The organism is Streptomyces sp. NPDC002490, assembly GCF_040296045.1.
Classification (GTDB): Bacteria; Actinomycetota; Actinomycetes; order Streptomycetales; family Streptomycetaceae; genus Streptomyces.
The window spans coordinates 1-24,854 of record NZ_JBEOWM010000072.1 but is presented as its reverse complement, the minus strand read 5'-3'; the positions used below and the strand labels follow the sequence as shown (position 1 = coordinate 24,854).

At 74.3% G+C, this 24,854-nt stretch carries 23 protein-coding genes and 1 riboswitch; of the genes, 17 read left to right on the top strand and 6 right to left on the bottom strand.

Features of this window, described 5'->3' with window-relative positions; all coding sequences use genetic code 11:
* The first annotated feature begins 237 nt into the window (after window positions 1-237).
* Window positions 238-309: riboswitch (cobalamin riboswitch) on the top strand.
* A gap of 135 nt (window positions 310-444) precedes the next feature.
* The 7 genes from ABT092_RS28880 to ABT092_RS28850 all read left to right on the top strand — a co-directional run bounded on the left by ABT092_RS28880 (window position 445) and on the right by ABT092_RS28850 (window position 8,821).
* Window positions 445-1,698 carry an SCO2321 family membrane protein gene (locus ABT092_RS28880; RefSeq protein WP_351249053.1) on the top strand — a complete coding sequence of 418 codons (1,254 nt, stop codon included), beginning with the start codon at window positions 445-447 and terminating at the stop codon, window positions 1,696-1,698.
* Window positions 1,695-2,381 carry an SCO2322 family protein gene (locus ABT092_RS28875; RefSeq protein WP_502968530.1) on the top strand — a complete coding sequence of 229 codons (687 nt, stop codon included), beginning with the start codon at window positions 1,695-1,697 and terminating at the stop codon, window positions 2,379-2,381. Before ABT092_RS28880 ends, ABT092_RS28875 begins: the two co-directional genes overlap by 4 nt.
* A gap of 111 nt (window positions 2,382-2,492) precedes the next feature.
* Window positions 2,493-3,665, top strand: coding sequence for a CbiQ family ECF transporter T component (locus ABT092_RS28870; protein ID WP_351249051.1), 1,173 nt, complete (start codon window positions 2,493-2,495; stop codon window positions 3,663-3,665).
* On the top strand, window positions 3,662-5,272 hold the full coding sequence (locus ABT092_RS28865; RefSeq protein WP_351249049.1) for an ABC transporter ATP-binding protein: 1,611 nt from the start codon (window positions 3,662-3,664) through the stop codon (window positions 5,270-5,272). Before ABT092_RS28870 ends, ABT092_RS28865 begins: the two co-directional genes overlap by 4 nt.
* Window positions 5,269-6,150, top strand: a complete 882-nt coding sequence (locus ABT092_RS28860) for an ECF transporter S component (protein WP_351249047.1) — start codon at window positions 5,269-5,271, stop codon at window positions 6,148-6,150. Before ABT092_RS28865 ends, ABT092_RS28860 begins: the two co-directional genes overlap by 4 nt.
* A 348-nt stretch (window positions 6,151-6,498) precedes the next feature.
* Window positions 6,499-6,945 (top strand): aggregation-promoting factor C-terminal-like domain-containing protein, encoded by a 447-nt coding sequence (locus ABT092_RS28855; RefSeq protein WP_451364596.1) that lies wholly within the window; start codon window positions 6,499-6,501, stop codon window positions 6,943-6,945.
* A gap of 343 nt (window positions 6,946-7,288) precedes the next feature.
* Window positions 7,289-8,821: a hypothetical protein gene (locus ABT092_RS28850; RefSeq protein WP_351249061.1), complete on the top strand. Its 1,533-nt coding sequence runs from the start codon at window positions 7,289-7,291 to the stop codon at window positions 8,819-8,821.
* 74 nt (window positions 8,822-8,895) lie between these two features.
* On the opposite strand, the gene ABT092_RS28845 is transcribed toward ABT092_RS28850, so the two are convergent.
* Window positions 8,896-10,992, bottom strand: a complete 2,097-nt coding sequence (locus ABT092_RS28845; protein WP_502968529.1) for a bifunctional glycosyltransferase 87/phosphatase PAP2 family protein — start codon at window positions 10,990-10,992, stop codon at window positions 8,896-8,898.
* 537 nt (window positions 10,993-11,529) lie between these two features.
* Between ABT092_RS28845 and ABT092_RS28840 the strand changes: the two genes are divergently transcribed.
* Window positions 11,530-12,201, top strand: a complete 672-nt coding sequence (locus tag ABT092_RS28840; RefSeq protein ID WP_351249057.1) for an O-methyltransferase — start codon at window positions 11,530-11,532, stop codon at window positions 12,199-12,201.
* Between the two features lie 42 nt (window positions 12,202-12,243).
* On the opposite strand, the gene ABT092_RS28835 is transcribed toward ABT092_RS28840, so the two are convergent.
* Complete coding sequence (locus ABT092_RS28835) at window positions 12,244-12,639, bottom strand: FHA domain-containing protein (protein WP_351249043.1); 396 nt, start codon at window positions 12,637-12,639, stop codon at window positions 12,244-12,246.
* A 102-nt stretch (window positions 12,640-12,741) separates the two neighbouring features.
* Here ABT092_RS28835 and ABT092_RS28830 point away from each other — a divergent pair, with 102 nt between their 5' ends.
* The gene (locus tag ABT092_RS28830; protein WP_351249041.1) at window positions 12,742-13,164 is read left to right on the top strand and encodes a DnaJ family domain-containing protein; all 423 of its coding nucleotides are present in this window, start codon (window positions 12,742-12,744) and stop codon (window positions 13,162-13,164) included.
* 140 nt (window positions 13,165-13,304) lie between these two features.
* Window positions 13,305-14,762 carry an aldehyde dehydrogenase gene (locus tag ABT092_RS28825; RefSeq protein WP_351249039.1) on the top strand — a complete coding sequence of 486 codons (1,458 nt, stop codon included), beginning with the start codon at window positions 13,305-13,307 and terminating at the stop codon, window positions 14,760-14,762.
* 193 nt (window positions 14,763-14,955) lie between these two features.
* On the opposite strand, the gene ABT092_RS28820 is transcribed toward ABT092_RS28825, so the two are convergent.
* Together ABT092_RS28820 and ABT092_RS28815 are read right to left on the bottom strand one after the other, a co-directional pair.
* Window positions 14,956-15,396: a hypothetical protein gene (locus tag ABT092_RS28820; RefSeq protein WP_351249037.1), complete on the bottom strand. Its 441-nt coding sequence runs from the start codon at window positions 15,394-15,396 to the stop codon at window positions 14,956-14,958.
* Between the two features lie 47 nt (window positions 15,397-15,443).
* The gene (locus ABT092_RS28815; protein ID WP_351249035.1) at window positions 15,444-15,887 is read right to left on the bottom strand and encodes a DUF6302 family protein; all 444 of its coding nucleotides are present in this window, start codon (window positions 15,885-15,887) and stop codon (window positions 15,444-15,446) included.
* Between the two features lie 175 nt (window positions 15,888-16,062).
* On the opposite strand from ABT092_RS28815, the gene ABT092_RS28810 reads away from it, so the two are divergent.
* On the top strand, window positions 16,063-17,367 hold the full coding sequence (locus ABT092_RS28810; RefSeq protein WP_351249033.1) for an NsdA family TPR-like regulatory protein: 1,305 nt from the start codon (window positions 16,063-16,065) through the stop codon (window positions 17,365-17,367).
* On the opposite strand, the gene cutA is transcribed toward ABT092_RS28810, so the two are convergent.
* Window positions 17,364-17,690 (bottom strand): divalent-cation tolerance protein CutA, encoded by a 327-nt coding sequence (gene cutA / locus ABT092_RS28805; protein WP_351249031.1) that lies wholly within the window; start codon window positions 17,688-17,690, stop codon window positions 17,364-17,366. The two genes, ABT092_RS28810 and cutA, sit on opposite strands and share 4 nt — an antisense overlap.
* A 301-nt stretch (window positions 17,691-17,991) precedes the next feature.
* Here cutA and ABT092_RS28800 point away from each other — a divergent pair, with 301 nt between their 5' ends.
* The 5 genes from ABT092_RS28800 (at window position 17,992) to ABT092_RS28780 (ending at window position 23,572) form a co-directional block, all read left to right on the top strand.
* Window positions 17,992-18,654 carry a YdcF family protein gene (locus tag ABT092_RS28800; protein ID WP_351249030.1) on the top strand — a complete coding sequence of 221 codons (663 nt, stop codon included), beginning with the start codon at window positions 17,992-17,994 and terminating at the stop codon, window positions 18,652-18,654.
* A gap of 163 nt (window positions 18,655-18,817) precedes the next feature.
* Entirely contained in the window at window positions 18,818-20,194 is a 1,377-nt protein-coding gene (locus tag ABT092_RS28795) for a glycosyltransferase family 4 protein (protein ID WP_502968528.1), read from the top strand.
* Window positions 20,194-20,928 (top strand): class I SAM-dependent methyltransferase, encoded by a 735-nt coding sequence (locus ABT092_RS28790; protein ID WP_351249029.1) that lies wholly within the window; start codon window positions 20,194-20,196, stop codon window positions 20,926-20,928. Before ABT092_RS28795 ends, ABT092_RS28790 begins: the two co-directional genes overlap by 1 nt.
* Complete coding sequence (locus ABT092_RS28785; RefSeq protein WP_351249027.1) at window positions 20,925-21,995, top strand: prenyltransferase/squalene oxidase repeat-containing protein; 1,071 nt, start codon at window positions 20,925-20,927, stop codon at window positions 21,993-21,995. Before ABT092_RS28790 ends, ABT092_RS28785 begins: the two co-directional genes overlap by 4 nt.
* A 152-nt stretch (window positions 21,996-22,147) precedes the next feature.
* The gene (locus tag ABT092_RS28780) at window positions 22,148-23,572 is read left to right on the top strand and encodes a hypothetical protein (protein WP_351249025.1); all 1,425 of its coding nucleotides are present in this window, start codon (window positions 22,148-22,150) and stop codon (window positions 23,570-23,572) included.
* An 80-nt stretch (window positions 23,573-23,652) separates the two neighbouring features.
* Here ABT092_RS28780 and ABT092_RS28775 read toward each other — a convergent pair whose 3' ends face one another.
* Window positions 23,653-24,237, bottom strand: coding sequence for a TetR/AcrR family transcriptional regulator (locus tag ABT092_RS28775; RefSeq protein ID WP_351249023.1), 585 nt, complete (start codon window positions 24,235-24,237; stop codon window positions 23,653-23,655).
* A gap of 112 nt (window positions 24,238-24,349) precedes the next feature.
* Here ABT092_RS28775 and ABT092_RS28770 point away from each other — a divergent pair, with 112 nt between their 5' ends.
* Window positions 24,350-24,787 carry a VOC family protein gene (locus ABT092_RS28770; protein ID WP_351249021.1) on the top strand — a complete coding sequence of 146 codons (438 nt, stop codon included), beginning with the start codon at window positions 24,350-24,352 and terminating at the stop codon, window positions 24,785-24,787.
* The last annotated feature ends 67 nt before the right edge of the window (window positions 24,788-24,854 follow it).

The window sequence follows — 24,854 nt, the reverse complement described above, 5'->3', positions numbered from 1 at the left end:
CACGTCTGTGGCGGGCGGCGGCCGGCGCGCCGCCGGGCGGGCCCGGCGGGCCTCCGCCGCGGGCGCCCGCCCCCCCCCCGCGACACGTGACGATCAGGGGTGCGGCCGGCCCGCGCGCCCCGGAGGGTGCGGCGGCGCCCGCAGCGGGGACGGCCGCCGGGGGCCGATTCCCGCCGTACCGCCGACGGTCGGCGGGACGGTCGGTAGGATGGGCGGTCGTCATCACGTCAGATACGGGGGGAAGCCGGTGTGAATCCGGCGCTGACCCGCAACCGTGAGCCGCCCCCGGGCGCGCAAGCCGGAGCACCCCGTACGCCGACGTGACCGGCTCACGCCACCGGGAACCGGTCGGCGGGCACCGTCGAGGAATACGGAGCCGAGCCGCCGGTGCCCGCTCACGACGCGTGCCCGTGCGCCCGGCCGGCAGGAAGGGCACACGCCACCATGAAGATCCGCCGCGCCGCCGCGGCCCTCGCCGTCACCGCGGTGCTCGGCTCGGCATCGGCTCCCGCCGCCTTCGCGGACGGAGCGGTCCGAGCCGCGTCACCGTCCCCCTCGTCCTCCGTCGCGCTCCCCGCGGGCCTGTACGGCAGCGGCGACCCCACCTACGACGGGGTCTGGCGCCAGTCGCTCGCCCTGCTGGCCCAGGACGCGGTGGGGGTCACCCCCGCCCCGTCCGCGGTCCGCTGGCTCGGCGACCAGCAGTGCGCCGACGGGGGCTTCGCCGCGTACCGCGCCCAGCCCGCCACGGCCTGCGACGCCAAGACCCCCGTCGACACCAACAGCACCGCCGCGGCCGTCCAGGCACTCTCCGCCCTCGGCCGGGGCAGCGAGGCGAAGAAGGCGGTGGAGTGGCTGCGATCCGTCCAGAACGCCGACGGAGGCTGGGGCTACCTGCCGGGCGCCCCCAGCGACACCAACTCCACCGGGCTGGTCGTCGGTGCCCTCCTCAGCGGGGGGACCGCCCCTTCCGGGGTCCGCTCGAAGGAGAAGGGCGCGACCCCGGAGCAGGCCCTGTTGAAGCTCGCCCTGCCCTGCTCCGCCGAGGGCGGTGGAGCCTTCGCCTACCAGCCGGACAAGAAGGGAAACCTGGTCGCCAACGACGACGCCACCGCGGCGGGCGTCCTCGGCGGACTTGGACTCACCCTCGTCCTCGCGCCCGCCGCAGACCGGGACGCCCCGGGCACCTGCGTCAAGGCCCGCACCGGCGCGGACGCCGCCCGCAACGGGGCCCTGCACCTCGCCGAGGCGCTCGCCGCGGACGGCCACCTCAGCAGCAGCATGCCGGGCGCCGAGGACCAGCCCGACCACGGCACCACCGCGGACGCCGTGGTCGCCCTGACCGCCGCCGGACTCGGTGACCGTACCGAGCGGGCGGTGGCCTGGTTGGAACGGGAGTCCGCCGGCTGGGCCGAACGCACCGGCCCCGCGGCCTGGGCCCAACTCGTCCTCACCGCCCACGCGGCCGGGGCCGACCCCCGCGACTTCGGCTCCACCGACCTGGTCGCCCAACTCAACGCCACCGGCCCCGAGCCGGCCTCCGTGCCCGAGGCCGCCGGGGAGGACCCGCACGGTGCGAAGTCCGACGACGGCTGGTTCTCGTGGAACCTCCTCAGCGGCCTCCTCCTGGCCCTGGGGCTGGCCGCCGCGGGCGTGGCCGCCCGGTTCCTCGTCCTCCGGGCCCGGAGGCGCAGGTGAACCGCGCCGGCTCCGCGCCGGGACGCGCCGCAGCGGTGCTGCCGGCGCTCGTCCTCGCCCTCGTCACGGTCCTCACGGGCCTGCTCACCGCGCCTCCCGCGCACGCCGCCGGGTACCGCTACTGGTCGTTCTGGGACCTCGTGGACGGGCGCTGGACGTACGCCACCCAGGGGCCGGCGCTGGCCCGTCCCGGGGACGGTGACGTCCAGGGCTTCCGGTTCTCGGTGAGCGAGGGCTCCGCGGAGGCCGCCACCCCGCGCGGCCCCCACGACTTCGAGGGGATCTGCGGGGAGACCGCGCCCCGGCCCGACACCAAGCGGGTCGCCCTGGTCATCGACCCCGGGGTGGCCGCCGACGCCCCCGCGGGCGAGCGCCCGCCCGCCCCGCGCACCGCCTGCGCGCGGGTCGCCTCCGACGCCAGCAGCGCCGAGGCCCTGGCCGCCGTGGCGAAGCCGCTGCGGTACGACACCAACGCCCTGCTGTGCGCCATCGACGGCTATCCCCGCACCGGCTGCGGGGAGCAGGTCTCGGGCGACTCCCCGACCACCGCCGCCACCGCGCCCGAGGGGGCCCGGGCGTCCGAGGAGTCCGGGGGCGGCCCGTCCGTCGGGGTGTACCCGGCGGCCGCCGTCATCCTGCTGCTGGGCGCCGCTGCCGTGTGGCACCTGCGGCGCCGGCGCTGACGGGCGTCCGCCGTGTCCGTACCCCCGCCGACCCCGTCGCTCCCGCCGACCCCGCCGCACCGGTCGCCCCTGCCGTCCCGAACGTCGCGGGCGGCCCGGGCGGCCCGTCGAGTGGTCGCCCCGCCCGCCGCCCGGGCGAACGCCCTGCACCCCGGGGCCTGGTGGGTGTGGGCCCTCGGGCTCGGCGTCGCCGCCTCCCGGACCACCCATCCGCTGCTGCTCGGCCTGTTGGTCGCGGTCGCCGGATACGTGGTGGCCGCCCGCCGCACCGAAGCCCCGTGGGCCCGCGCCTACGGCGCCTTCGTGAAGATCGCGCTCGTCGTGCTCGGGGTCCGGCTGGTGTTCGCGGTGCTGCTGGGCTCGCCGATCCCCGGGACGCACGTCCTGTTCACCCTGCCCGAAGTGCCGCTGCCGGACTGGGCGCAGGGGGTGCGGATCGGCGGCCGGGTCACCCTGGAGGGGTTGGTGTTCGCCCTGTACGACGGGGTGCGGCTGGCCGCCCTGCTGCTCTGCGTGGGCGCGGCGAACGCCCTCGCCAATCCCTCCCGGCTGCTGAAGTCGTTGCCGGGCGCGCTGTACGAGGTCGGGGTGGCCGTGGTGGTCGCGATGACCTTCGCCCCGAACCTGATCGCCGATGTGCGCCGGCTGCGGGCCGCCCGGCGGCTGCGGGGCCGGCCGGACCGCGGGCTGCGCGGGGTCCTCCAGGTCGGGCTCCCGGTCCTGGAGGGCGCGCTGGAGCGGTCGGTCGCCCTCGCGGCGGCGATGGACGCCCGCGGCTACGGGCGCACCGCCGACGTTCCCGTACGGGTCCGCCGGCTCACCGCGGCGCTCACGCTCGGCGGACTGCTCGGCGTGTGCGCCGGCGCGTACGGCCTGCTCGGCGCGGACGGCGCCGGGTACGCACTCCCGGTGCTGGCCGCGGGGCTGGCCGCCGCGCTGGGCGGACTGTGGCTCGGCGGCCGGCGTACCGTGCGCACCCGTTACCGCCCGGACGGGTGGGGCGCGCGCGCCTGGCTGGTCGCCGGCTCGGGGGCGGCGGTGGCGGTGGCCCTGGTCGGCTGGGGGACGCTCGGCGGGGCGGCGGCCGAGGCCCTGCACCCCGGTGTGGTGCCGCTGACCGCCCCGGAGCTGCCGTTGTGGCCGGCCGCGGCGATCCTGCTGGGGCTGCTGCCGGCCCTGGTCGCCCCGGCCCCGCCGCGGACCGCGCCGGGACGGGGGGCCGCGGGGGACACCGCGGCCGGAAGGGACGTGACGGACGTGGCGAAGGAGGCGAGCGGCTCGTGATCCGCTTCGAGAACGTGTCGGTGCGGTACGACGGCGCCGGGCGGGACGCGCTCGCGGACGTCGACCTCACCGTGCCCGAGGGCGAACTGGTGCTGCTGGTCGGGCCCTCCGGGGCGGGCAAGTCCACCCTGCTCGGCGCGGTCAGCGGACTCGTGCCGCACTTCACCGGCGGCACCCTGCGCGGCCGGGTCACCGTCGCCGGCCGGGACACCCGCACCCACAAGCCGCGCGAGCTGGCCGACGTGGTGGGCACCGTGGGCCAGGACCCGCTCGCCCACTTCGTCACCGACACCGTCGAGGACGAACTCGCCTACGGCATGGAGTCGCTGGGCCTGGCACCGGACGTGATGCGGCGTCGGGTGGAGGAGACGCTGGACCTGCTGGGCCTGGCCGAACTGCGGGACCGCCCCCTGGCCACCCTCTCCGGCGGGCAGCGCCAGCGCGTCGCCATCGGATCGGTGCTCACCCCGCACCCCGCTGTGCTGGTCCTCGACGAGCCCACCTCGGCACTGGACCCGGCCGCCGCCGAGGAGGTGCTCGCCGTCCTCCAGCGGCTGGTGCACGACCTGGGCACCACGGTGCTGATGGCCGAGCACCGGCTCGAACGGGTGGTGCAGTACGCCGACCAGGTCCTGTTGCTGCCAGGCCCGGGCGGGCGCCCGGTGCTGGGCCCGCCGGCCGCGGTGATGGCCGAGTCGCCGGTGCGTCCGCCGGTGGTCGACCTCGCCCGGCTCGCGGGCTGGTCGCCACCCCCGCTGAGCGTGCGGGACGCCCGCCGCCGGGCCGCCCCGCTCCGGGAGCGCCTCGCCACCGCCACCCCGCCCGCGCCGGCGTCCGAGCCGGCGCAGGGGGCCCCGCAGGTGGCGGAGGTGACCGGGCTCCTGGTCCGTCGGGGACCGGTGGAGGCGCTGCGCGGGGTCGGGCTGGGCCTCGGGCCCGGCGCCACCGTCGCCCTGATGGGCCGCAACGGCGCCGGCAAGTCCACCCTGCTGTCGGCGCTGGTCGGCCTGGTGGAGCCGGACCGGGGCACCGTCCGGGTGGGCGGGGTGGAGCCGCACCGCACCCGGCCGCGCGATCTGATCCGCCGGGTCGGCCTCGTCCCCCAGGAGCCCCGCGACCTGCTGTACGCGGACACGGTGGCCGCGGAGTGCGCTGCCGCCGACCGGGACGCGGGCGCCCCGCCCGGCCGCTGTCGGGAGCTGGTGTCCGCCCTGTTGCCGGGGATCGCCGACGACACCCATCCGCGGGACCTCTCCGAGGGCCAGCGCCTCGCGCTCGCCCTCGCCGTGGTGCTCACCGCCCGCCCCCCGCTGCTGCTGCTGGACGAACCCACCCGGGGCCTGGACTACGCGGCCAAGGCCCGGTTGGTGGGGGTGCTGCGGGAGCTGGCCGCCGAGGGGCACACCATCGTGCTGGCCACCCATGACGTGGAGCTGGCCGCCGAACTGGCGCACCGGGTGCTGATCCTCGCGGACGGCGAGGTGGTCGCGGACGGTCCGGCCGCCGAGGTGGTGGTGGGCTCGCCGGCCTTCGCGCCCCAGGTGGCCAAGGTGCTCGGCGAGGGGCCGTGGCTCACCGTCGCCCAGGTGCGGGAGGCGCTGCGATGAGCGGCGCACGCCCGGTGCGGGCCGTACGGGTGGGCCGCCGGTCGGCCGTCGCCCTGGGACTGGTCGCCGCGGTCGGCGTGGTCGCCTTCGGCTGGCCGTTCCTGGCGGCGCCCGACTCCGCGGTGCACGCGCACGCCCAGGACGCGCCCTGGCTCTTCGCGGTGCTGCTGGTGCTGTTGGTCGGGGTGGCCGCGGCGACGCTCGCCGAGTCGGGGCTGGACGCCAAGGCGGTGGCGATGCTGGGCGTGCTGGCCGCCACCGGGGCGGCGCTGCGCCCGCTGGGGGCGGGGACGGCGGGGCTGGAGCCCATGTTCTTCCTGATGGTGCTCAGCGGGCGGGTCCTCGGACCGGGGTTCGGGTTCGTGCTGGGCGCGGTGACCATGTTCGCCTCGGCACTGCTCACCGGGGGCGTCGGGCCGTGGTTGCCGTTCCAGATGCTGGCCATGGGCTGGTTCACCCTGGGCGCCGGGCTGCTGCCGGAGCGGCTGCGCGGGGCGGGGGAGCGGCTGCTGCTGGCCGGCTACGGGTTCCTGGCGGCGTTCGCGTACGGCACGGTGATGAACCTCGCGGGCTGGCCGTTCCTGGGGGAGCTGACCTCGTCGGTGGCGTTCGTCCCGGGCGATCCGGTGGGGGAGAACCTGGTCCGGTTCCTCGCCTACTGCCTGGCCACCTCGCTGGGCTGGGACCTGGGCCGGGCGGTGCTCACCGCCGTGCTCACCCTGACCCTGGGCGGCACCCTGCTGAAGGCCCTCCGACGGGCGACCCGGCGGGCGGCCTTCGACACCCGGCCGGCGTTCGCCGCCCCTACCGGTCCCGACGGTGCGGCACCGGTCACACCGTCCGGTGCCGCACCGTACGACGCCGAACGCGGACCGTGAGCGTCGCGCAGGCCCCGCGGTGAGGCGTGCCACAGGAGCGGGGGCCCCTCCTAACCGGGGTCGTAGATCCACTTACTTGTCGTGTACGCACAGAACGGGGTGCTGACCTGCGGGTTGAGAGCCAGATCACATCGGGGCCGAGGCGGGCGGATGCGACTCCCACTAGTAAAAGGGGTGATTGCGGGACGTTCCCGGACCTGTTTCTCTGGACCGAGTCGCACGGCGCCACGAGCCCACCCGGGCCGCGGCGCCCTCGCGTTCCCGCCCCGTCCGGGGAGCGCCGGCACACCGCCGGCCCGGAGACGCGAACGACCGCCCTCGTTCCCGACCGGAAGGTCCGCAGTGTCCATCTCCTTCGCCTCCACCTCGCTGCTCCGTCGTCTCTCCGCCAAGAAGGCCCTGACCGGTGCCGCCGTGGCCGCCGCCACGACCGGCATGGTGCTCGCCGCCGCGCCGGCCCAGGCCGCGACCGCGCAGGCCGCCCCGGTCACCGCCCAGGCCAAGGCGACGTCCGCGAAGGCGATCGCGAAGAAGTTGCTGCCCAACGACGCGCAGTACACCGCCTTCGAGAAGATCGTCACCCGTGAGTCCAACTGGGACGTCACGGCGCAGAACTCCTCCTCCGGCGCCTACGGACTCGTCCAGGCCCTGCCCGGCTCCAAGATGTCGACCCACGGCACGGACTGGCGCACCAACGCCGAGACCCAGATCAAGTGGGGCATCGACTACATGGAGGACCGCTACGGCAGCCCCGTCGGCGCCTGGGACTTCTGGAAGTCCAACGGCTGGTACTGAGCCGGCCCCGCAGCCGAGACCACCGAGAGCGGCGGCACCCACCCGGGTGCCGCCGCTCTCGACGTGCGCCCGGGCCCGTGCGGAACCGGAGGGGCCGTGAACGTTCCGCCCGCGCCCCGCGTCTAGGCTGACGGAAGCCTGCCCCGAGGCCCCTGCGGGCCCCCGCGAAGAATTGGACACCGTGGTCGCCGAGCCGTCACCCCCCGCCGCTGCCCGCTCGGACCCGGCCCAGGCTCCGCCGCGGCACGCCCCGGGAACGGTTCCCCGCCCCGCGCGCCCCCTCGACCCCCCGGTCCCGCCCCGCCCCTCGGGCGGGGCGCGCGGCTTCGCCCGGCGCCACCGGCTGCCCCTGCTCGTCACCCTCCCCGCGCTGCCCGTCTACGCGGTGTGGTGGCTCTTCCTCGGCACCGGCGGCGGCGACCTCGCGGCCCAGGAGGCGTGGACCGCGTTCGGCGCCGCCCACCCCGGCACCCCCTACAACCTGTCCTGGTACGGCGGCATGCACGTGCCGAACTACAGCCTGCTGTCCCCGTACCTGATGACGGCCCTCGGCGTGCGGACCGTCACGGTGCTCTCCGGGATCGCCGCCACCTGGCTGGGGGCCCTCCTCGTCGAGCGCACCGGGTTCCGCCGCCCGCTGCCGCCCGCCGTGCTGCTCGCGGTCGCCCTGTGGTCCAACGTCGCCTCCGGCCGCACCACCTTCGCCTTCGGCGTCGCCTTCGGCATCGGCGCCCTGCTGGTGCTGACCGGACGGCACCGCAGGCTCTGGGCGGCCGGACTGCTGGCCGCCCTGTCCACCGCCGCCAGCCCGGTCTCCGGACTCTTCCTGGTGGTCGCGGGCGGCGCCTGGTTCCTGCTGCGGGACTGGGGCCGGGCCCTGGCGCTGATGGGGCCCCCGGCCCTGGTCGTCGCCCTCACCACGGTGCTGTTCCCGTTCAAGGGCGAGCAGCCCATGCCCGTCCACCGCATCCTGGAGCCCGCTGTGTTCGCGCTGGTGGTGGCCGTCGCCGCGCCCCGCGCCTGGCGCCTGGTGCGGCTCTCCGCGGCGATCTACGCGGTGGGGATCGTCCTCACGTACCTGATCTCCTCGCCGATCGGCACCAACGTGGAGCGGCTCGCCCTGCTGGCCGCCCCGGCGGTGCTGCTCGCGGCGCTGCTGGTGCCCGGACAGGCCCGCGCGCGACGGGCCGGCCTCGCGGTGGCGCTGGTGCTGTCGCTGGCCTGGCTCACCCCCAAGACCGTGCACGACCTGTACATCTCCACCACGGTGCCGGCCTGGGCGGCGAACACCGACGACGTCATCGCCGCCCTGGACCGACTGGGCGCGGACCGCACCCGGGTCGAGGTGGTGCCCGCCCGCAACCACCGCGAGGCCACCGCCTTCGCCCCGCACGTCAACCTCGCCCGCGGCTGGAACCGTCAGCTCGACGTGGAACGCGGCCGGCTCTTCTACGACGGCACCTTCTCCGAGACCACCTACCGGGCCTGGCTGGACCGCTGGGCGGTCGGCCTGGTGGTGATGCACGACGGGCGTCCGGACGGCCCCGCCGAGGAGGAGGCCGCCCTGGTGCGCTCCGAGCCCGAGTGGCTGGAACCCGTGTGGCGGGACGCCCACTGGAGCGTCTACCGGGTGCGCGACGCCGTGCCGCTGGCCGCCGCCCCCGCCACCGTCCTGGAGTCCACCGCCACCGGGCTCCGCGTCCGGATGGACCGTGCCGGGGCCGCCACCGTCCGGGTGGCGTACTCGCCGTGGCTGCGGGCCGAAGGGGCCTGCCTGGAGCCGGACGGGGAGTACACCCGCCTCGTCGTGACCGAGCCCGGCACCTACCGCATCGACTCGTCCTGGCGCAGCCGCCCGGCGCAGGACTGCTCCTGACCCACCACGTACCGGGGCCCGGGTGGACGCGTTCGCAGCGCGTCCACCCGGGCCCCTCGGGTACCACTACCGGTTCAGTCCTTCGGTCCGGACGACGGGCCGGAGGGTTCGGCGGCCCCGCTCGCGCCCACCCCGCTGAGGGCCTGCCGCGGTCCGTGCTGACCGGGGATCCGCACCGGATCGTCCGTACCGCCGACGCCCCGCGCCCGGGGGCCGGCGAACAGGTATCCGAGCCCGAAGCCCGCGGCCACCACCGCGGCACCGCCGACGATGTCCAGCACCCAGTGGTTGGCCGTACCGATGATCACCAGCACGGTGAGCGCCGGGTGCAGCGCCCCCACCACCTTCAGCCACGCCTTCGGTGCCAGGATCACGATGACCACCCCGCACCACAGCGACCACCCGAAGTGCAGCGAGGGCATCGCCGCGTACTGGTTGGTGAGCGCGGTGAGCGTGCCGTAGTCCGGCTTGGAGAAGTCCTGCACCCCGTGGATGGTGTCCACGAACCCCAGGCCCGGCATCAGCCGCGGCGGCGCCAGCGGGTACAGCCAGAACCCGATCAGGGCCAGCACGGTGGCGAAGCCCAGCGCGGTGCGCGCCCACCGGAAGTCCACCGGCCGCCGCACGTACAGCAGGCCCAGCACCAGCAACGGCACCGGGAAGTGGAACGACGTGTAGTAGAAGTTGAAGAACGCCTCCAACCACGGGGTGTCCACCACCTTGTGGTTGAGCCAGTGCTCGACGTCGAGGAACAGCGCCTTCTCGATCGAGTGGACCTGCTCCCCGTGCGCCTCGGCGGTGTCCCGCCCGGAGGCCGCCGCCAACCGCACCTTGGAGTAGGCCGAGTACCCCACCCGGATCAGCAACAACTCCAGCAGCAGGTTGGGCCGGCTCAGCACCCGTCGCCAGAACGGCACCAGCGGCACCCACCGCCAGCGGGCGGGCACCGGCGCCGCGTACCGGGTGGGCGTCGGAGCGCCGTAGAACGGCGAGGTGCGGGAGAGGAACGGCACGAAGCAGGCCGCGGCGAGCGCGGTGATCAGGATGACGTTCTCCCGCACCGGTTGCAGCACCAGCGTGTTCGGCAGCAGCATCTTGGTGGGCAGCGTCATCACCAGCACCACGGTGACCGGCCACACCGGCCGGTCCGCGGCCCGCCTGCCCACCCGGCCGACCACGGCCAGCAGCACCCACAGCAACTGGTGCTGCCAGGCGGTCGGCGAGACCACCACCGCCACGCAGCCGGTGACCGCCACCGCCAGCAGCAGCTGCCCGTCCCGCGCGTAGCGCACCGCCCGGCGCACCCCGACCACGACCACGGCGGCGGCGAGCACCAGGAACAACGCCCACTCCGCCGGCCCGCTCAGCCCGAACCGCAGCAGCGCGCCGTGCAACGACTGGTTGGCCAGTTCGTCGGGGTTCACCGAGAGCCCCGCGCCCACGATCTCCCGGACCCAGTACGTCCACGAGTCCTCGGGCAGCGCCGCCCAGGCGAGGGCGGTGCACCCCGCGAAGGTCGCGCCGGTCGCCACCGCCGCCCTCCTGCGCCCCGTCAGCCACAGCAGCGGCGCGAACAGCAGCACGGTCGGCTGGAACGCCGCCCCCACCCCTATCAACACCCCGCTGGACCGTTCCCCCCGCACCGCGAAGCAGCCCAGCAGCACGAACAGGACCGGGATGATGCTGGTCTGCCCCAGGTGCAGGGTGTTGCGCACCGGCAGCGACAGCATCAGCAGACAGATCGCCACCGGGACGGCGAGCAGCGCGGTGCGCCGCGACACCGGCTGGGGCACCGCGCGCGCGGCGACCACCGCGAGCACCGCGACCAGGAGCAGGGTGCCGAAGGTCCAGCCCCAGCCGAGCGCCTCCTCGGCGGAGCTGACGAAGGGCCGCAGCACCAGACCGTTGAAGGGGGTGCCCGAGAACTGGTCGGAGTCGTACAGCGAACCGGGCGCGTGCAGCACCCCGCTCGGACCGATCCAGGTCTCCAGGTCGGTGAGGCGCTCACCGGGCGGTTGCCGCAGTATCACCGTGACCTGCCGGGCGGCCAGCAACGCCGCCATCAACCACAGGCCGACGCGGACGGCCGCGGTCCTGGGGTCCACCGCCGACGCGGGCGACCCCCCTGGTCTCGCCAAGACGCTCCCTGGTCCGTGCTCCGCCTTCGCCACGCCGTGTCGGCCCTCCCGCCCCGTTCCGTCCGCTGCGCCCGTCGGTGCTCGCCAGCGGCTCGTCGATGCTTGCTCGTCCGTCTGCGTTCGTTCGTGCTCGTCGACACCCGCTGAAGGGCGTCCCGTTCGACGGGGCGCCCCCAAGAGGCTCGCACCGCCCGTGGGAGGGGACGCAGGCAACCCCCCTCTTCGCCTGACAGTCCCACTCCCTTCGACCGGACGACGATAGTGCGGTCGGGGCTCATCGCCGAACGCGGAAGGAGACGCCGGTCACGTCCCCGGAGCGCCGGCCCCGTCCTCCCGGTCGCCCCGCGGCGCCCGGATTCCGGCCCCGGGCCGTCCCCCGCACCGCCCGCCGGTGCCGCGTCCAGGGCGTGCGCGGGCGTGCGTGAACCACTCCACCGGAGGACCGCACCGCACGCGCGCCGGGGCGAACGATCCGTTCCCGGACGGAACGGCACGGGATAGGTTCAGTTCGACGCACCGATGACCACGTGGCGTGACCACGGCAACACCAGGGGAACGGAGTTCGAGCACATGGCCGAGCAGGAGCGGTGGAACGCCGTCGACGACTACTTCACGTCCGAGTTGGCCCCCGCGGACGAGGCACTGGAGGCAGCGCTGCGGGAGAGCGACGCGGCCGGGCTCCCGCAGATCGCGGTCGCCCCGAACCAGGGCAAACTGCTCCAGCTGCTCGCCCGGATGCAGGGCGCCCGACGCATCCTGGAGATCGGCACGCTCGGCGGGTACAGCACCATCTGGCTGGCCCGGGCGCTGCCCGCCGACGGCCGGCTGATCACCCTGGAGTACCAGGCCGCGCACGCCGAGGTGGCCCGCCGCAACCTGGCCCGCGCAGGACTGGACGGGGTGGTGGAGGTGCGCGTCGGCCCGGCCCTCGACGCGCTCCCGGTGCTCGCGGAGGAGGGCGGCGCCCCCTTCGACTTCGTCTTCATCGACGCGGACAAGGTCAACAACCCGCACTACCTCGACTGGGCGGTGCGGCTGACCGGACCCGGTTCCGTCATCGTCTGCGACAACGTCGTCCGGGACGGTGCCGTCACCGACGCGGACAGCACCGACCCGGCCGTGGTCGGCACCCGCGCCCTGGTCGACCGGGTCGCCGCCCACCCCCGGCTGAGCGCCACCGCCGTGCAGACGGTCGGGACCAAGGGGTACGACGGCTTCCTGCTGGCACGCGTCACCGACTGACCCCGGCCCGCCGGGCTCCGCTCCCGGGCGCCTCCCGCGGGCTCAGGGCTCGTGGTAGAAGCCCACGTTCACCGAGCGGGGCCCGGTGCGGTCCAGCACCACGAGTTCCCCCGACGAGCCCGGCGGCAGCGGCGCGCTGCCGCCGTACGGGACGGGCTGCGAGGGGCCGCGGCCCACCGTGAGCCGCACCTCGGAGGACGGGTCCACCTGCGACCCCCGCAGCCAGGACACCGTCCAGGCGCCGTCCGCACCGCAGCGGAACTCCAGATGGGCACGGGACACGAACAGCCAGTCCGCGGGGGTGGCCAGCCGGCACGTGCTCCGGTCCCGCCCCACCCGCAGCAACGCGCCCGCCTCGCTCGCGGCCTCCGCCATCAGCATGCCCGCCGTGGCACCCGCGTCCGCCTCCGACACCGTCGCCATGGTCAGCTCAAGCACCCCTGCGCTCCTTCGTTCCGCCGCTCTGCCGGCGTTCGTTCGGACAGGGGGAGGGTCGCACAGCACCCCGCCGCAACGGGAGACGTCTGGGACAATGTCCACATGACCGAACGGAAACCGCCCGGAGTGAGTTTCGAGTCATGGGTCGACCGGCAGATCCGCGATGCGCAGCAGCGCGGCGAGTTCGCCGGTCTGGAGGGCGCGGGACGCCCCTTCGACGAGGGCGTGGAGACGCCGTACGACGAGCTCTGGTGGATCAAGCGCAAGATGATCCGCGAGGGGCTGAGCAGCCTGCCGCCGAGCCTGGCCCTGCGCAAGGAGGTCGAGGACGCCCTCGCCGCCGCCTGGGCGGCGCCGTCCGCGGCGGCGGCCCGCCGCATCGTCGCCGAGGTCAACCCCAAGATCCTCGACATGATGCTGAAACCGCCCCCCGGCCCCCCGCTCGGCCTCAAACCCTTCGACCTGGACGAGATCGCCCGCGAGTGGCACGCCCGTCGCACCGAAGCGGAGCCCGCCCCGGAGTGAGCCGCCCCGCGCCCGCGCTGCCCCCTTTGGGTCGGTTGGCGTGCTGTGTCGCGGGGAACACCTGACCTGGTGTGTGCATCGCGAACGCGTATCACCCGAAGGCGGGCCCGGCAGGGCACCGCGGGGAGGCGGTTCCAGGCATGACCGACCAGGTGGAGCACGGAAAGCTGTTCATCGGCGGGACGATGACCGAGCCCCTCGGCGCCGAGGTCATAGAAGTGGTGTCCCCGCACACCGGGGAGGTGTTCGCCCGGGTGCCGAGCGCCTCGCGCGCCGACGTGGACCGGGCGGTCGCCCTCGCGCGCCACGCCTTCGACCACGGGCCCTGGCCACGGATGGGCCTGACCGAACGGCTGGCCGCGGTGGGCCGGATCAGGGACGGCCTCGCCGCCCGCCACGAGGAGATAGCGCGGCTCATCACCGCCCAGAACGGCACCCCGTACACGTCCAGCCTGCGGATGCAGGCGCTCGGCGCGCTGGCCGTGTGGGACGCGGCGATGTCCGTGGCCCGCGACTTCGTCTACGAGGAGCCCCGGGAGGGCGCCTTGGGCAAGCTGCTGGTGCGCCGGGAGCCGGTCGGCGTGGTGGCGGCGATCGTGCCCTGGAACGTCCCCCAGTTCACCGCCGCGGCCAAACTGGCGCCGGCCCTGCTCGCCGGCTGCCCGGTGGTCCTGAAGACCTCCCCGGAGACCCCGCTGGACGCGTACCTCCTCGCGGAGGCGGTCGCCGACGCGGGCCTGCCCGAGGGCGTGCTGTCGATCCTGTGCGCCGACCGCGAGGTCAGCGAGCACCTGGTGGGCCACCCCGACGTGGACAAGGTGTCCTTCACCGGCTCCGCGGCCGCCGGCCGCCGGGTGATGGAGGTCGCCGCCCGCAACCTCACCCGGGTCACCCTGGAACTGGGCGGCAAGTCGGCGGCGGTGGTCCTCCCGGACGCCGACGCGGACACCGCCGTCGCCGGCATCACGCCCTTCGCCTACCTCCTCAACGGCCAGGCGTGCGTGGCCCAGACCCGCATCCTGGTCCCCCAGTCCCGGCACGACGAGTTCGCCGACGCCTTCGCCGCCGCGGCCGGCTCCCTGAAGGCGGGCGACCCCCTCGACCCCGCCACCGAACTCGGCCCACTGGTCGCCGAACGCCAGCAGCGGCGCTCCCTCGACTACATCCGGCTCGGCCGCGAGGAGGGGGCTCAGGTCCTGGTGGGCGGCGGCACCCCGGACGGCCTCGACCGGGGCTGGTACGTGGAGGCCACCCTCTTCGGCAACGTCGACAACTCCATGCGGGTGGCCCGGGAGGAGATCTTCGGCCCGGTGGTCTGCCTGCTCCCCTACCGGGACGAGGAGGAGGCGGTGCGGATCGCCAACGACTCCGAGTACGGCCTCTCCGGCAGCGTGTGGACCGAGGACCCGGAGCGCGGGCTCGACGTGGCGCGCCGGGTGCGCACCGGCACCTACTCGGTGAACACCTTCGGCGTCGACGTGCTCGGCCCGTTCGGCGGCTACAAGAACTCCGGCCTGGGGCGGGAGTTCGGCCCCGAGGGGTACGCCGCCTACTTCGAGCACAAGATGATCCACCTGCCGGTGGACTGGTCCGGCTGAACCGGCCCGGGCGGGCCGACCGGGCGCTCAGCCGTCCCGGTCGGCCCGCCCGGACGGAGTTCAGCGGGCGACGGCGAACGCCAGGACGACCACCATCGCGGTCACGGTGACGACGCACAGGGCCTGCTCGGCCCCGGGCCTCATCGGCGCTCCGCGATCATCGGGTCCGTGCCGACCTGCGTCCCGGCCCCGGTCACGCGTTCGCCTCCGCCTGGCCGAGCCGTTCCAGGCCGAGGGCGATCAGGGCGTGCAGCGGCCGCGTCGGGCAGGCGCAGCGGGCCGGAGGGCCGCACCAGTGGGCGCGCCCGGCCGGGGCGGTGCGGTCGATCCGCGGCACCCCCAGGTAGCAGCCCTGACCCAGGTGCTCCACCCGGGGGAGTCGGGCGGCCGGCCAGGCCCCGCACGCGGTCAGTGCGTAGACCTGTCGGGCGACCCGGTCCAGGAAGACCGGACCGCCGCCGAGGGCCCGGTGCATGAGGGCCCCGGCCCGGGTGTCGTCGGTGGCCCGCGTCGCCAGGCGGACGAGGTCACAGGGCACCCGGACGGCGTCGAAGGCCCTGCCGCAGGCGAGGAGCGCCACATCGCGGGACCGCCACTCCTCCACGGCGACGGCGGGACTCTCGGCCGCGCTCAAGAGCCACCGTGCGACGAGGTCCGTGGGCTGGACGTACATCCGCTGCCTCACGAGCCCTCGACCCCCGCGGCCACCCCGGCCGCGAACTGCTCGACGCCGGCCGGGTGGTAGCCGAGCATCACGCCGCGCGCCCGCGGGTCGCAGGCGGGCTCGGCGCCCCACTCGACGCGGGTGGTGGGGGCCTCCAGGGTGTGGCTACTGGCCGGCCGGTGCACCCGCACCTCGGGGAAGCCGCCGGAGGAGGCGTGCGCGCGCTCCAAGGCCGAGAGCACGGCGAGGGTGCGGTCACGGGGCACGTTCACGTATCCGCAGACCCTCGGTCCGCCTACCGGCACCGCCAGACCGGACCAGGGGGTTCGGGGCCACCCCTGCTCCTGATCGCCCAGGTGGATGCCGAGGGCGTCGTCCAGGAGGGCGGGGTCGGCGAGGCGGGCGGCCAGCTTCTGGCGCTCCTCATGTTGGTCGGTTGGCAGGTCGATCGGATCGAGCATGTCGGCTCCCGGTCAGCGGGTCCATGCCCCGGCGCAGACGGCACTGCGCTCGAAGCCTTGACGCACAAGGGTGGAATCCGGCCGGAAGCTGCACATCCTCATGAGGGCTATCCCCATGATGGGTATGCCTCTTGGAGAACCGGGGCACAGGCTTGGGTAGGCAGGAAGAGACCTGATGTTCCGTCAGCCATCCACGGCGTTGCCGCCTGAACTCCTCGATGACGAGGAGACGCGGCAAGCCTTGTCCAACCACGTCTTCGGAACGGTGTTCCGGCTTGCGAGGGAAAGGGCTGGCATCAGCTACTCGAAGATCGCCGCAGAATGCGACATCAAACCCGAGCGCGTCGGGACCTTGGCACGTGGCCGAGGGAAGGTTGCGAGCTTCGAGAAGATCGTGCAGATCGCAGATGCTCTGCGCGTCCCCGGACACATGGTGGGTCTCGCTTCCCGGCCGTGGGAGGCAACGCGCGTTCCTGCCGGACCGTCTGACATCGGGGGTGGGGATATGCTCCGGCGCACCATAGTTCAGGCTGCGACTGCCACAGGTCTGGCATCAGCTCTCCCCGCCGCCCTTCAGCACGAGAACCCGCCGGATCGAGTCACCGAGTCGTACGTGCGTCGTCTGGAGGCCCGCGCTGCTCGGCTTCGGCGTCTCGACGACGTCCTCGGTGGGGGAGACACCTATCGCGTCTACCTCGGTGAGGTGCAGCGTACGAAGTCGATTCTGCGCCGCGGCTCCTTCACCGACACCGTTCGTTGTCGACTCACAGCACTCCTGGCCGAGCAAACACAACAGGCAGGTTGGGCAGCCTTCGATGGCGGCCACCTCAAGGAGGCCACGGGACTGTACGAAGAGTCCCGCGCCTACGCCAAGGACGCGGGCCATTCCGATCTCCACGGGAACAGCCTGGCTTTTCTCGCCTACACCACACTCGACCGACGCACGGCGGTTGCGTTCGCCCGAGGGTCCTGCACCACCATCACGGCGCGCACGCCGGCCACCGTTCGCGCGCTTCTTCATGAGAGGCTCGCCTGGGCCTTGGCGGTCGACGGTCAAGCGGCAGCCACAGAGGCTGCGCTGGAAACAGCGCGCACCGCCCTTGACGGGGCTCAAGCGGGAGAGTCGCAGCCCGACTGGTCGAGTTGGGTGGACCACACGGAAATCGGCATCATGAGTGGCCGTTGCTGGACGGAACTTCGCCGTCCTCTGCGCGCTGTCCCGGCACTCACCAACGCGCTCAGCAGATACCCCGACACACATGCGGGTGACAAGGCTCTCTACCTGTCCTGGCTCGCCGAGGCGTACTTCGAGGCGGGCGAGGTCGAGCAGGCGGCCGTCACCACCACCCGAGCGTTTGACCTGTCCGTGGGGGTGGCATCGGTCCGCCCGATGCACCGCATCCGTCCGCTACTCGACAAGTTGAGCCGGCACACCAGTCTTTCCGAGGTGCGGACTCTCCTTGACCGCACTAGCAACTAGTCGGCCTGCCTGGCGACAGCATCGCGAATCCACTGCTCGCATCGGGCAGCGCCCGTGATCGGGACGGCACACAACTCGGGGTTGTCCCATGGGTGGGCTTCGAGGAGGTAGCTCTTCAGTTCGGGGTAGCGCTCAGCCGTGGTCTTGAAGAGGATCTGCCACTCCTCCCCGGTCCCGTACTCGTCCAGGTGCCAGAAGAGGCTGGTCACAGGTCCGATGACCTGGGCTCCGGCGGCCAGCTTCTGCTGGACCGCCGGGCCGGCGAGGGCGACCGCCTCGTCCTTGGTTGCCGTGGCGGTGGACACCTGCACACAGTCAGACATGCACGGCAGCCTAGTCAGGGGCCGGACGGACCACTAGGGGGCATCCGAGCGGCGTGACTACGCGGGTGCGGCCGGACCTGTGTGTCGCCCGCAGGGGTAAATCCGGTCCGTGTCCGTTCCCACCCGCGTTCGCCCGCCATACGGTGCGGGCTGAGAGGAAGGGCGGAGAACCATGGACGAGAAGACCACCTGGACCGCACTTCCGGATGCGTGAGGGCCCGGGCCGTTCAGGACGTGGCCCTCACGAGTTCGGACGACGACGACGCCGAGGCTGCGCCTCGCGCAAGAGGGGGCGGAACCAGTGATCCCAGTCCAGGCATGGCAGGACGCGCGCATCGTCTGGGACCACCACCAAATGCACCACGTCCCGAAGCCCTGTTCGGTCGCCGTCGGTCTCGGCAGCCACGACCTGAGCGTCGCCACCACGGCGGCCGAGGCGTTCGGGGCGGGCCTGGTGCCGCTGATCGTGTTCACCGGGGCCAACAGCCCGACGACCCGCGCCCGTTTCCCGGAGGGGGAGGCCGTCGCCTACCGGGAGCACGCGCTCGCTCTCGGGGTGCCGGAGGACGCGGTGCGCGTGGAGCCCGAGGCCACCAACACCGGGCAGAACATCAGGTACTCCCGGGAACTCCTGGCGGCCGAGGGCGTGGAGGTCTCGTCGGTGCTGCTGGTCTCCAAGCCCTACGAGCAGCGCCGGGCGTACGCGACGGCCAGGAAGCTGTGGCCCGGTGTCGAGTTCGTGTGCACCTCGGCGCCCCTGGAACTGCCCGAGTACGTCGACGGCATCGGTGACGGCCGACTCGTGATCGACATGCTCGTCGGCGCGCTCCAGCGGCTGATGGTCTACCCGCGGCAGGGATTCATGATCGAGCAGGACGTGCCCGAGGACGTCCTGAGGGCGTACGAGCGGCTGTGCCGCGCGGGGTTCACCAGCCGTCTGGTGCCCGCCCGGGCCCGTCCCTGACCGCTCGCCGCCGGCGCGTGGCGCGAATCACCGGGGCCGCTCGGCCGCGCGGGGCTACCAGCCGGTAGATTCGGCCTTCTTGATCGCCCGACCAGGAACGTGTTCCCCGTTCGCCGCCGTGCGTGGGGTCGCGGGCGTACCGCCACGAGAAGGGGGCCACCGAGTGACCGCTGAGGCCATGGAGGCCCGTCCTCGGCCGGAGGACGCGCGGGGCGGCGGGCCGATCGGGGACCGTCCGCTGCGGATCGCGTTGCTCACCTACAAGGGGAACCCCCACTGCGGCGGCCAGGGCGTCTACGTCCGGCACCTGTCCCGGGAACTGGTGCGCCTCGGGCACTCCGTCGAGGTGATCGGCGCCCAGCCCTATCCCGTCCTGGACGGCGGCCCGGGGCTGGACGGGCTGCGGTTCACCGCACTGCCGAGCCTGGACCTCTACCGGGAGCCCGACCCGTTCCGCACCCCCGCCCGGGACGAGTACCGCGACTGGGTCGACCGGCTGGAGTTCGCCACCATGCGCGCCGGCGGCTTCCCCGAGCCGCTCACCTTCTCCCTGCGGGCCCGCCGGCACCTGCGCGGACGCCGCGGCGAGTTCGACGTCATCCACGACAACCAGACCCTCGGCTACGGACAGTTGGGCGACCTGGGGGCGCCGCTGGTCACCACGGTGCACCATCCCGTCACCGTGGACCGGCAGGTCGAACTCGACGCCGCGGCGGACTGGAAGCGGCGGGTCTCGCTGCGCCGTTGGTACGCCTTCACCCGGATGCAGAAGCGGGTGGCCCGCCGGTTGCCGACGGTGCTCACCGTCTCCGGCAGCTCCCGCCGGGAGATCGTCGACCACCTCGGGGTGCGCCCCGACCGGGTCCACGTCGTCCCCATCGGCGCCGACGCCGAACTGTTCGCCCCCGACCCCTCCGTCGCCGAGGTGCCCGGCCGGATCGTCACCACCGCCAGCGCCGACGTCCCCCTGAAGGGCCTGGTGCACCTGGTGGAGGCGCTCGCCGTGGTGCGGACCCGCCACCCCGGTGCGCACCTGGTGGTGGTGGGCCGGCGTGCCGAGGACGGGCCGGTGGCCCGGGCGATCGCCCGGCACGGGCTCGACGGGGCGGTGGAGTTCGTCAAGGGCGTCAGCGACACCGCACTGGTGGACCTGATCCGTTCCGCGCGCATCGCCTGCGTGCCCTCGCTGTACGAGGGGTTCTCGCTGCCCGCCGCGGAGGCCATGGCCACCGGAACCCCGCTCGTCGCCACCACCGGCGGAGCCATCCCCGAGGTCGCCGGCCCCGACGGCGAGACCTGCCTCGCGGTGCCGCCGGCGGACGCCGGGGCCCTCGCCGCGGCCCTCGGACGGCTGCTCGGCGACGCCGACCTGCGGGCCCGGCTCGGCGCGGCCGGCCGGGAGCGGGTGCTCGCCCGGTTCACCTGGGCGAAGGCCGCCGAGGAAACCGTCCGGCACTACCGCGCGGCCCTCGACCGCGCCCAGGCCCCGGCCGGTCGTGCCGGTCGGGGCACGACCGCACCCGTGGGGGGCAACCGCTGATGCTGACCGTCGACTTCACCCGCTTCCCGCTCGCCCCCGGTGACCGGGTCCTGGACCTCGGCTGCGGCGCCGGCCGCCACGCCTTCGAGTGCTACCGGCGCGGCGCCCGGGTCGTCGCGCTCGACCGCAACGGCGAGGAGGTGCGCGAGGTCGCCAAGTGGTTCGCGGCGATGCGGGAGGCCGGGGAGGCACCCGCCGGCGCCACCGCCACCGCCCTGGAGGGCGACGCCCTGGCCCTGCCCTTCCCGGACGCCTCCTTCGACGTGGTCATCGTCTCCGAGGTGATGGAACACGTCCCCGACGACAAGGGCCTGCTCGCCGAGATGGTGCGGGTGCTGCGCCCCGGCGGCCGGATCGCGGTCACCGTCCCGCGCTACGGGCCGGAGCGGATCTGTTGGGCGCTCAGCGACGCCTACCACGAGGTGGAGGGCGGCCACATCCGCATCTACCGGGCGGACGAACTGCTGGCCCGGCTGCGCGAGGCGGGACTGCGCCCCTACGGCAGCCACCATGCGCACGCCCTGCACGCGCCCTACTGGTGGCTCAAGTGCGCCTTCGGCGTCGACAACGACCGGGTGCTGCCGGTGCGGGCTTACCACAAGCTGCTGGTCTGGGACATCATGAAGAAGCCGCTGGCCACCCGCGCCGCCGAACGCGCCCTCAATCCGCTGCTCGGCAAGAGCTTCGTGGCCTACGCGACCAAACCGCAGCTGCCGCCCGTGGGCGCCCGGTGACCACCCCCCGTACCCACCACCTGGTCCTGCCCGGGGTGCTCACCGCGGCCCAGGCCGCCGCCACCGTCCGCGCGGTGCGTGCCCTGCAACGGCCGGACGGGGCCATCCCCTGGTTCCGCGGCCACCACCTCGACCCCTGGGACCACACCGAAGCGGCGATGGCGCTGGACACGGCGGGGGAGCACGAGGCGGCGGCCCGCGCCTACGACTGGCTCGCCGACCACCAGAACCCGGACGGCTCCTGGTACGCGGCCTATGCGGACGGGGACCCGGAGCGCATCACCGACCGCACCCGGGAGACCAACTTCTGCGCCTACGTGGCGGTCGGCGTCTGGCACCACTACCTGGCCACCGGCGACGAGGCGTTCGCCGACCGGATGTGGCCCACCGTCCGGGCGGCGGTCGATTTCGTGCTCGCCCTCCAGCAGCCCGGCGGGCAGATCGGCTGGCGCCGCGGGGCGGACGGCACGCCCGTCACCGAGGCCCTGCTCACCGGCAGTTCCTCCATCCATCAGGCGCTCGGCTGCGCCCTGGCGCTCGCCGACCACCTCGGTGACCCCCGGCCGGACTGGGAACTCGCGGTCGGTGCGCTGCGCCACGCCATCCGGCGCCACCCCGAACGCTTCCTCGACAAGTCCCGCTACTCGATGGACTGGTACTACCCGGTGCTGGCCGGCGCGGTGACGGGCGGGGCGGCCCGGCAGCGGCTCGCGGCCGGCTGGGAGCGCTTCGTGGTGCCCGGGCTGGGGGTGCGGTGCGTGGCCCCCAACCCCTGGGTGACCGGTGGGGAGTCCGCCGAACTCGCCCTCGCGCTGTGGGTGGCCGGTGACCCGGAGCGGGCCCGGGAGGTGCTGGTGGCGATGCGTCATCTGCGCGACGACGCCAGCGGGTTGTACTGGACCGGTTACGTCTACGAGGACCGGGCGGTCTGGCCGGAGGAGCGCACGGCGTGGACCGCGGGCGCGGTGCTGCTCGCGGTGGCCGTGCTCGGGGGCCACGAGCCGACCCGCACGGTGTTCACCGCCGACCGCCTGCCCCGGGGCGTCGAACCGGCCTGTTGCGACTGAGTCCCGGGGGCGACGGTGCGGGTCCGCGGACCCGCCTTCCGTGCGGCGTCGGCCCACCGGTGTCGAAAGTTACGGCTGGTAGCGTCGAGGTCGAGCGGGACCCGTGCGGCGACCACTGGCGTGCGTACGGGCGCGCCAGACCGAGGAGCAGTATGCGCGGGGGAGTTGGGGTCGGAGCGGGAGCACTGGCAGCGGTCGTGCTGCTGGCCGGCTGCGGTGGGTCCGGCGACGGGTCGGGCAAGGGCGGGAGCGAGGGCCCGGGGGAGCGGAAGCCATCTGCGGTGAAGAAGGCCGCGCCGCTGGACGTGCCCCCCGGGTACCGGTCCGCGCAGGGGTGGGACGAGACGCTCGCGTGGGTCCCCAGGTCGGTCTTCACCATCCCCGCCGAGGTCACCGAGGACCAAGTGGGCGCGATGCAGGCGTCGTCCGACGGCTACACCGTCCGGGTGCGCGACGCGGCCGACGGGAAGGTGCGGTGGACCTCGGCCGCGTGGCAGCCTCCCACCCCGGTCGAGGGCGCCGAGGGCGGCCCCGAAAGCGACGACGCCCGGGTCGAGATCCCCGGCCTGAGCACGGTCGAGATCGACGGGAGCGACCACTTCGTCGCCTGGGCCCACGGCCTCCGCGGCAAGGACGAACTGCACGAGGGGACCGAAATCCTGCGGCTGGCCGTCTATCCGGCCGATGCCCGGGGCACGGGGGTGAAACCGTTGCGGGAGATCGACGTCCCCCTCTCCGCCTCGCCGGGCGAATTCGACCTCCACGGGGGCCAGGACGGACGACTGCTCGTGAGCTGGGGCGACGACGGCCCGTTCCCGTCCTCGACCGCCGTGGTCGACCTGGTGAGCGGCAAGGTCACCGTTCACGAGGACTCCGACACGCTCCTGCCGGAGTGCGCGGAGCAGTTGAGCTGCGTCGGGGGCCGGGTCGTGGGCGTGGCCGACGGGACGCCGCTGGTCACCGTCGACGGCGGCGGGTTCGGCCTGGCCGGTCGCTGGCACAGCGACGCCGTCATTCCTCCCGGCGCCCCCAAGACCTCCGGCTGGAGCCCCAACGGTCTCGTCTACGGCACCACCGACGGCCGGGTGCTCGCCGCCTGGAGGCCCAAGCCCTTCGCCGAGGGCGAGGCCGCCCACCCGGTGTGGTCCGTCCACGACATGCGCACCGGGCAGTTGCTGGCCAGCATGCGCTGTGCGAACGAGGTGCCGCAGTCCGCTCGCGGCAAGCGGGACTCGGGGGTCGGCACCTCGCTCAACGGACGCTTCCTGTTCGCCGGACCGGTGACCTTCGACCTGGAGCGCAAGAAGGGCCTCTGCCTGGCCGGCGACGGCAACCGCAAGACGGTGCTGGTCGCCTCCGTCGACGACCGGGGCGCCGCCTACGGTGCCGTCGAGCGATCCGCCGACACCGAGACCTCCACCCTCGTCCGACTCGACCTCACCGCCCCCGCCGGTTCGCCCGAACCCCTCGATCCCGGGACCGAGGTGCCCATCGCCATGGACCTGAAGGGACACGGCCTCTTCATCACCCGCGACGAGAACGAGGCCGTCCTCATCTCCCTGCGCCGCCGCAGCTGAGGGCGGGTTCCCGTCCGGGGCGTGCCATCGCCCGTGACCGGCGGCACGCTCCGGACGGGACGGCCCGCGCGGCAGCCCGCTCAGGCGCGCAGGCCGTCCAACAGCCGGTCCAGCGCCCGGGCGGTGGCGTCGAGGGCGCCGGGTTCCTCGGTGCGCGCCAGCCAGAGCGCGGCCTCGTTCATGGCGCCGGACAGCAGTCGGGCCAGCGGCTCCACCGGCTGTTCGGGCAGGACGCCGGCGGCGATCAGCCCGTGCAGGGCCTCGGCCAGGTGGCGGGCGGAGGAGTCCTCGTCCATGGCCCGCCACTCGTCCCAGCCCAGCACGGTCGGGGCGTCCACCAGCACGATGCGCCGCACCGCGGGGTCCCCGCCCGCGGTGAGGAAGGCCCGGCAGCCGGCCCGCAGCTGCTCCCAGGGGTCGTCGTGCGCCTCGGCGGCGGTCGCCACCGCCTCGCCGAGTTCCCCTTGCACCTCGGCGACCACGGCCCGGAACAGCCCCGCCTTGCTGGCGAAGTGGTGGTAGGCGGCGCCCTTGGTGACGCCGACCGATTCGGCGACCTCGGCCAGCACCACCGCGTGGTACCCGTCCGCGGCGAACCGGCGCCGCCCCTCCGTCAGCAGCGCCCGCCGCGTCATCGCCCGCTGTTCGGCCCGGCTGACCGCCATCCCCGGCCCCTTCCCTCGATTTCGCGTACCCGGGGTATGCTAATCCCCAGGTTCGCATACTCAGGGTATGTGAACCCGGGTGCAGCCCTCCCCGCGACGAAAGGTTTCCGCGATGACCAGCAGACTCGGCGGCTTCTACCCGGTGATCGGCACCCGGGACCTCGCCGCGGCCCGCGACTTCTACACCCGCCACCTGGGGTTCGCGATCAGCTTCGAGGCCGACTGGTACGTCAGCCTGCACCGCCCCGACGCCCCGCACTACGAACTCGCCCTCCTGGACCCCACCCACCCCAGCGTCCCCGAAGGCCACCGGGCCCCGCTCGACGGTTGCCTCCTGCTCAACTTCGAGGTGGACGACGTCGACGCGGAGCACCGCCGACTGGTCGACGTCGCCGGACTCGTCGAACTCCTGCCCCTGCGCACCGAGGAGTTCGGCCAGCGCCACTTCATCGTCGAGGCCCCGGACGGCGTGCTGATCGACGTCATCACCGTCGTCCCCCCGACCGGGGCCTACGCCGCCGGCTACGCCGAGGGTCACGTCCCCGCCTAGGACCCACCGACACGGCGTCGGGGGGCGCCCCCCCCCCCGGGGGCCGCCCGACGGGCCCGCGCCGCCA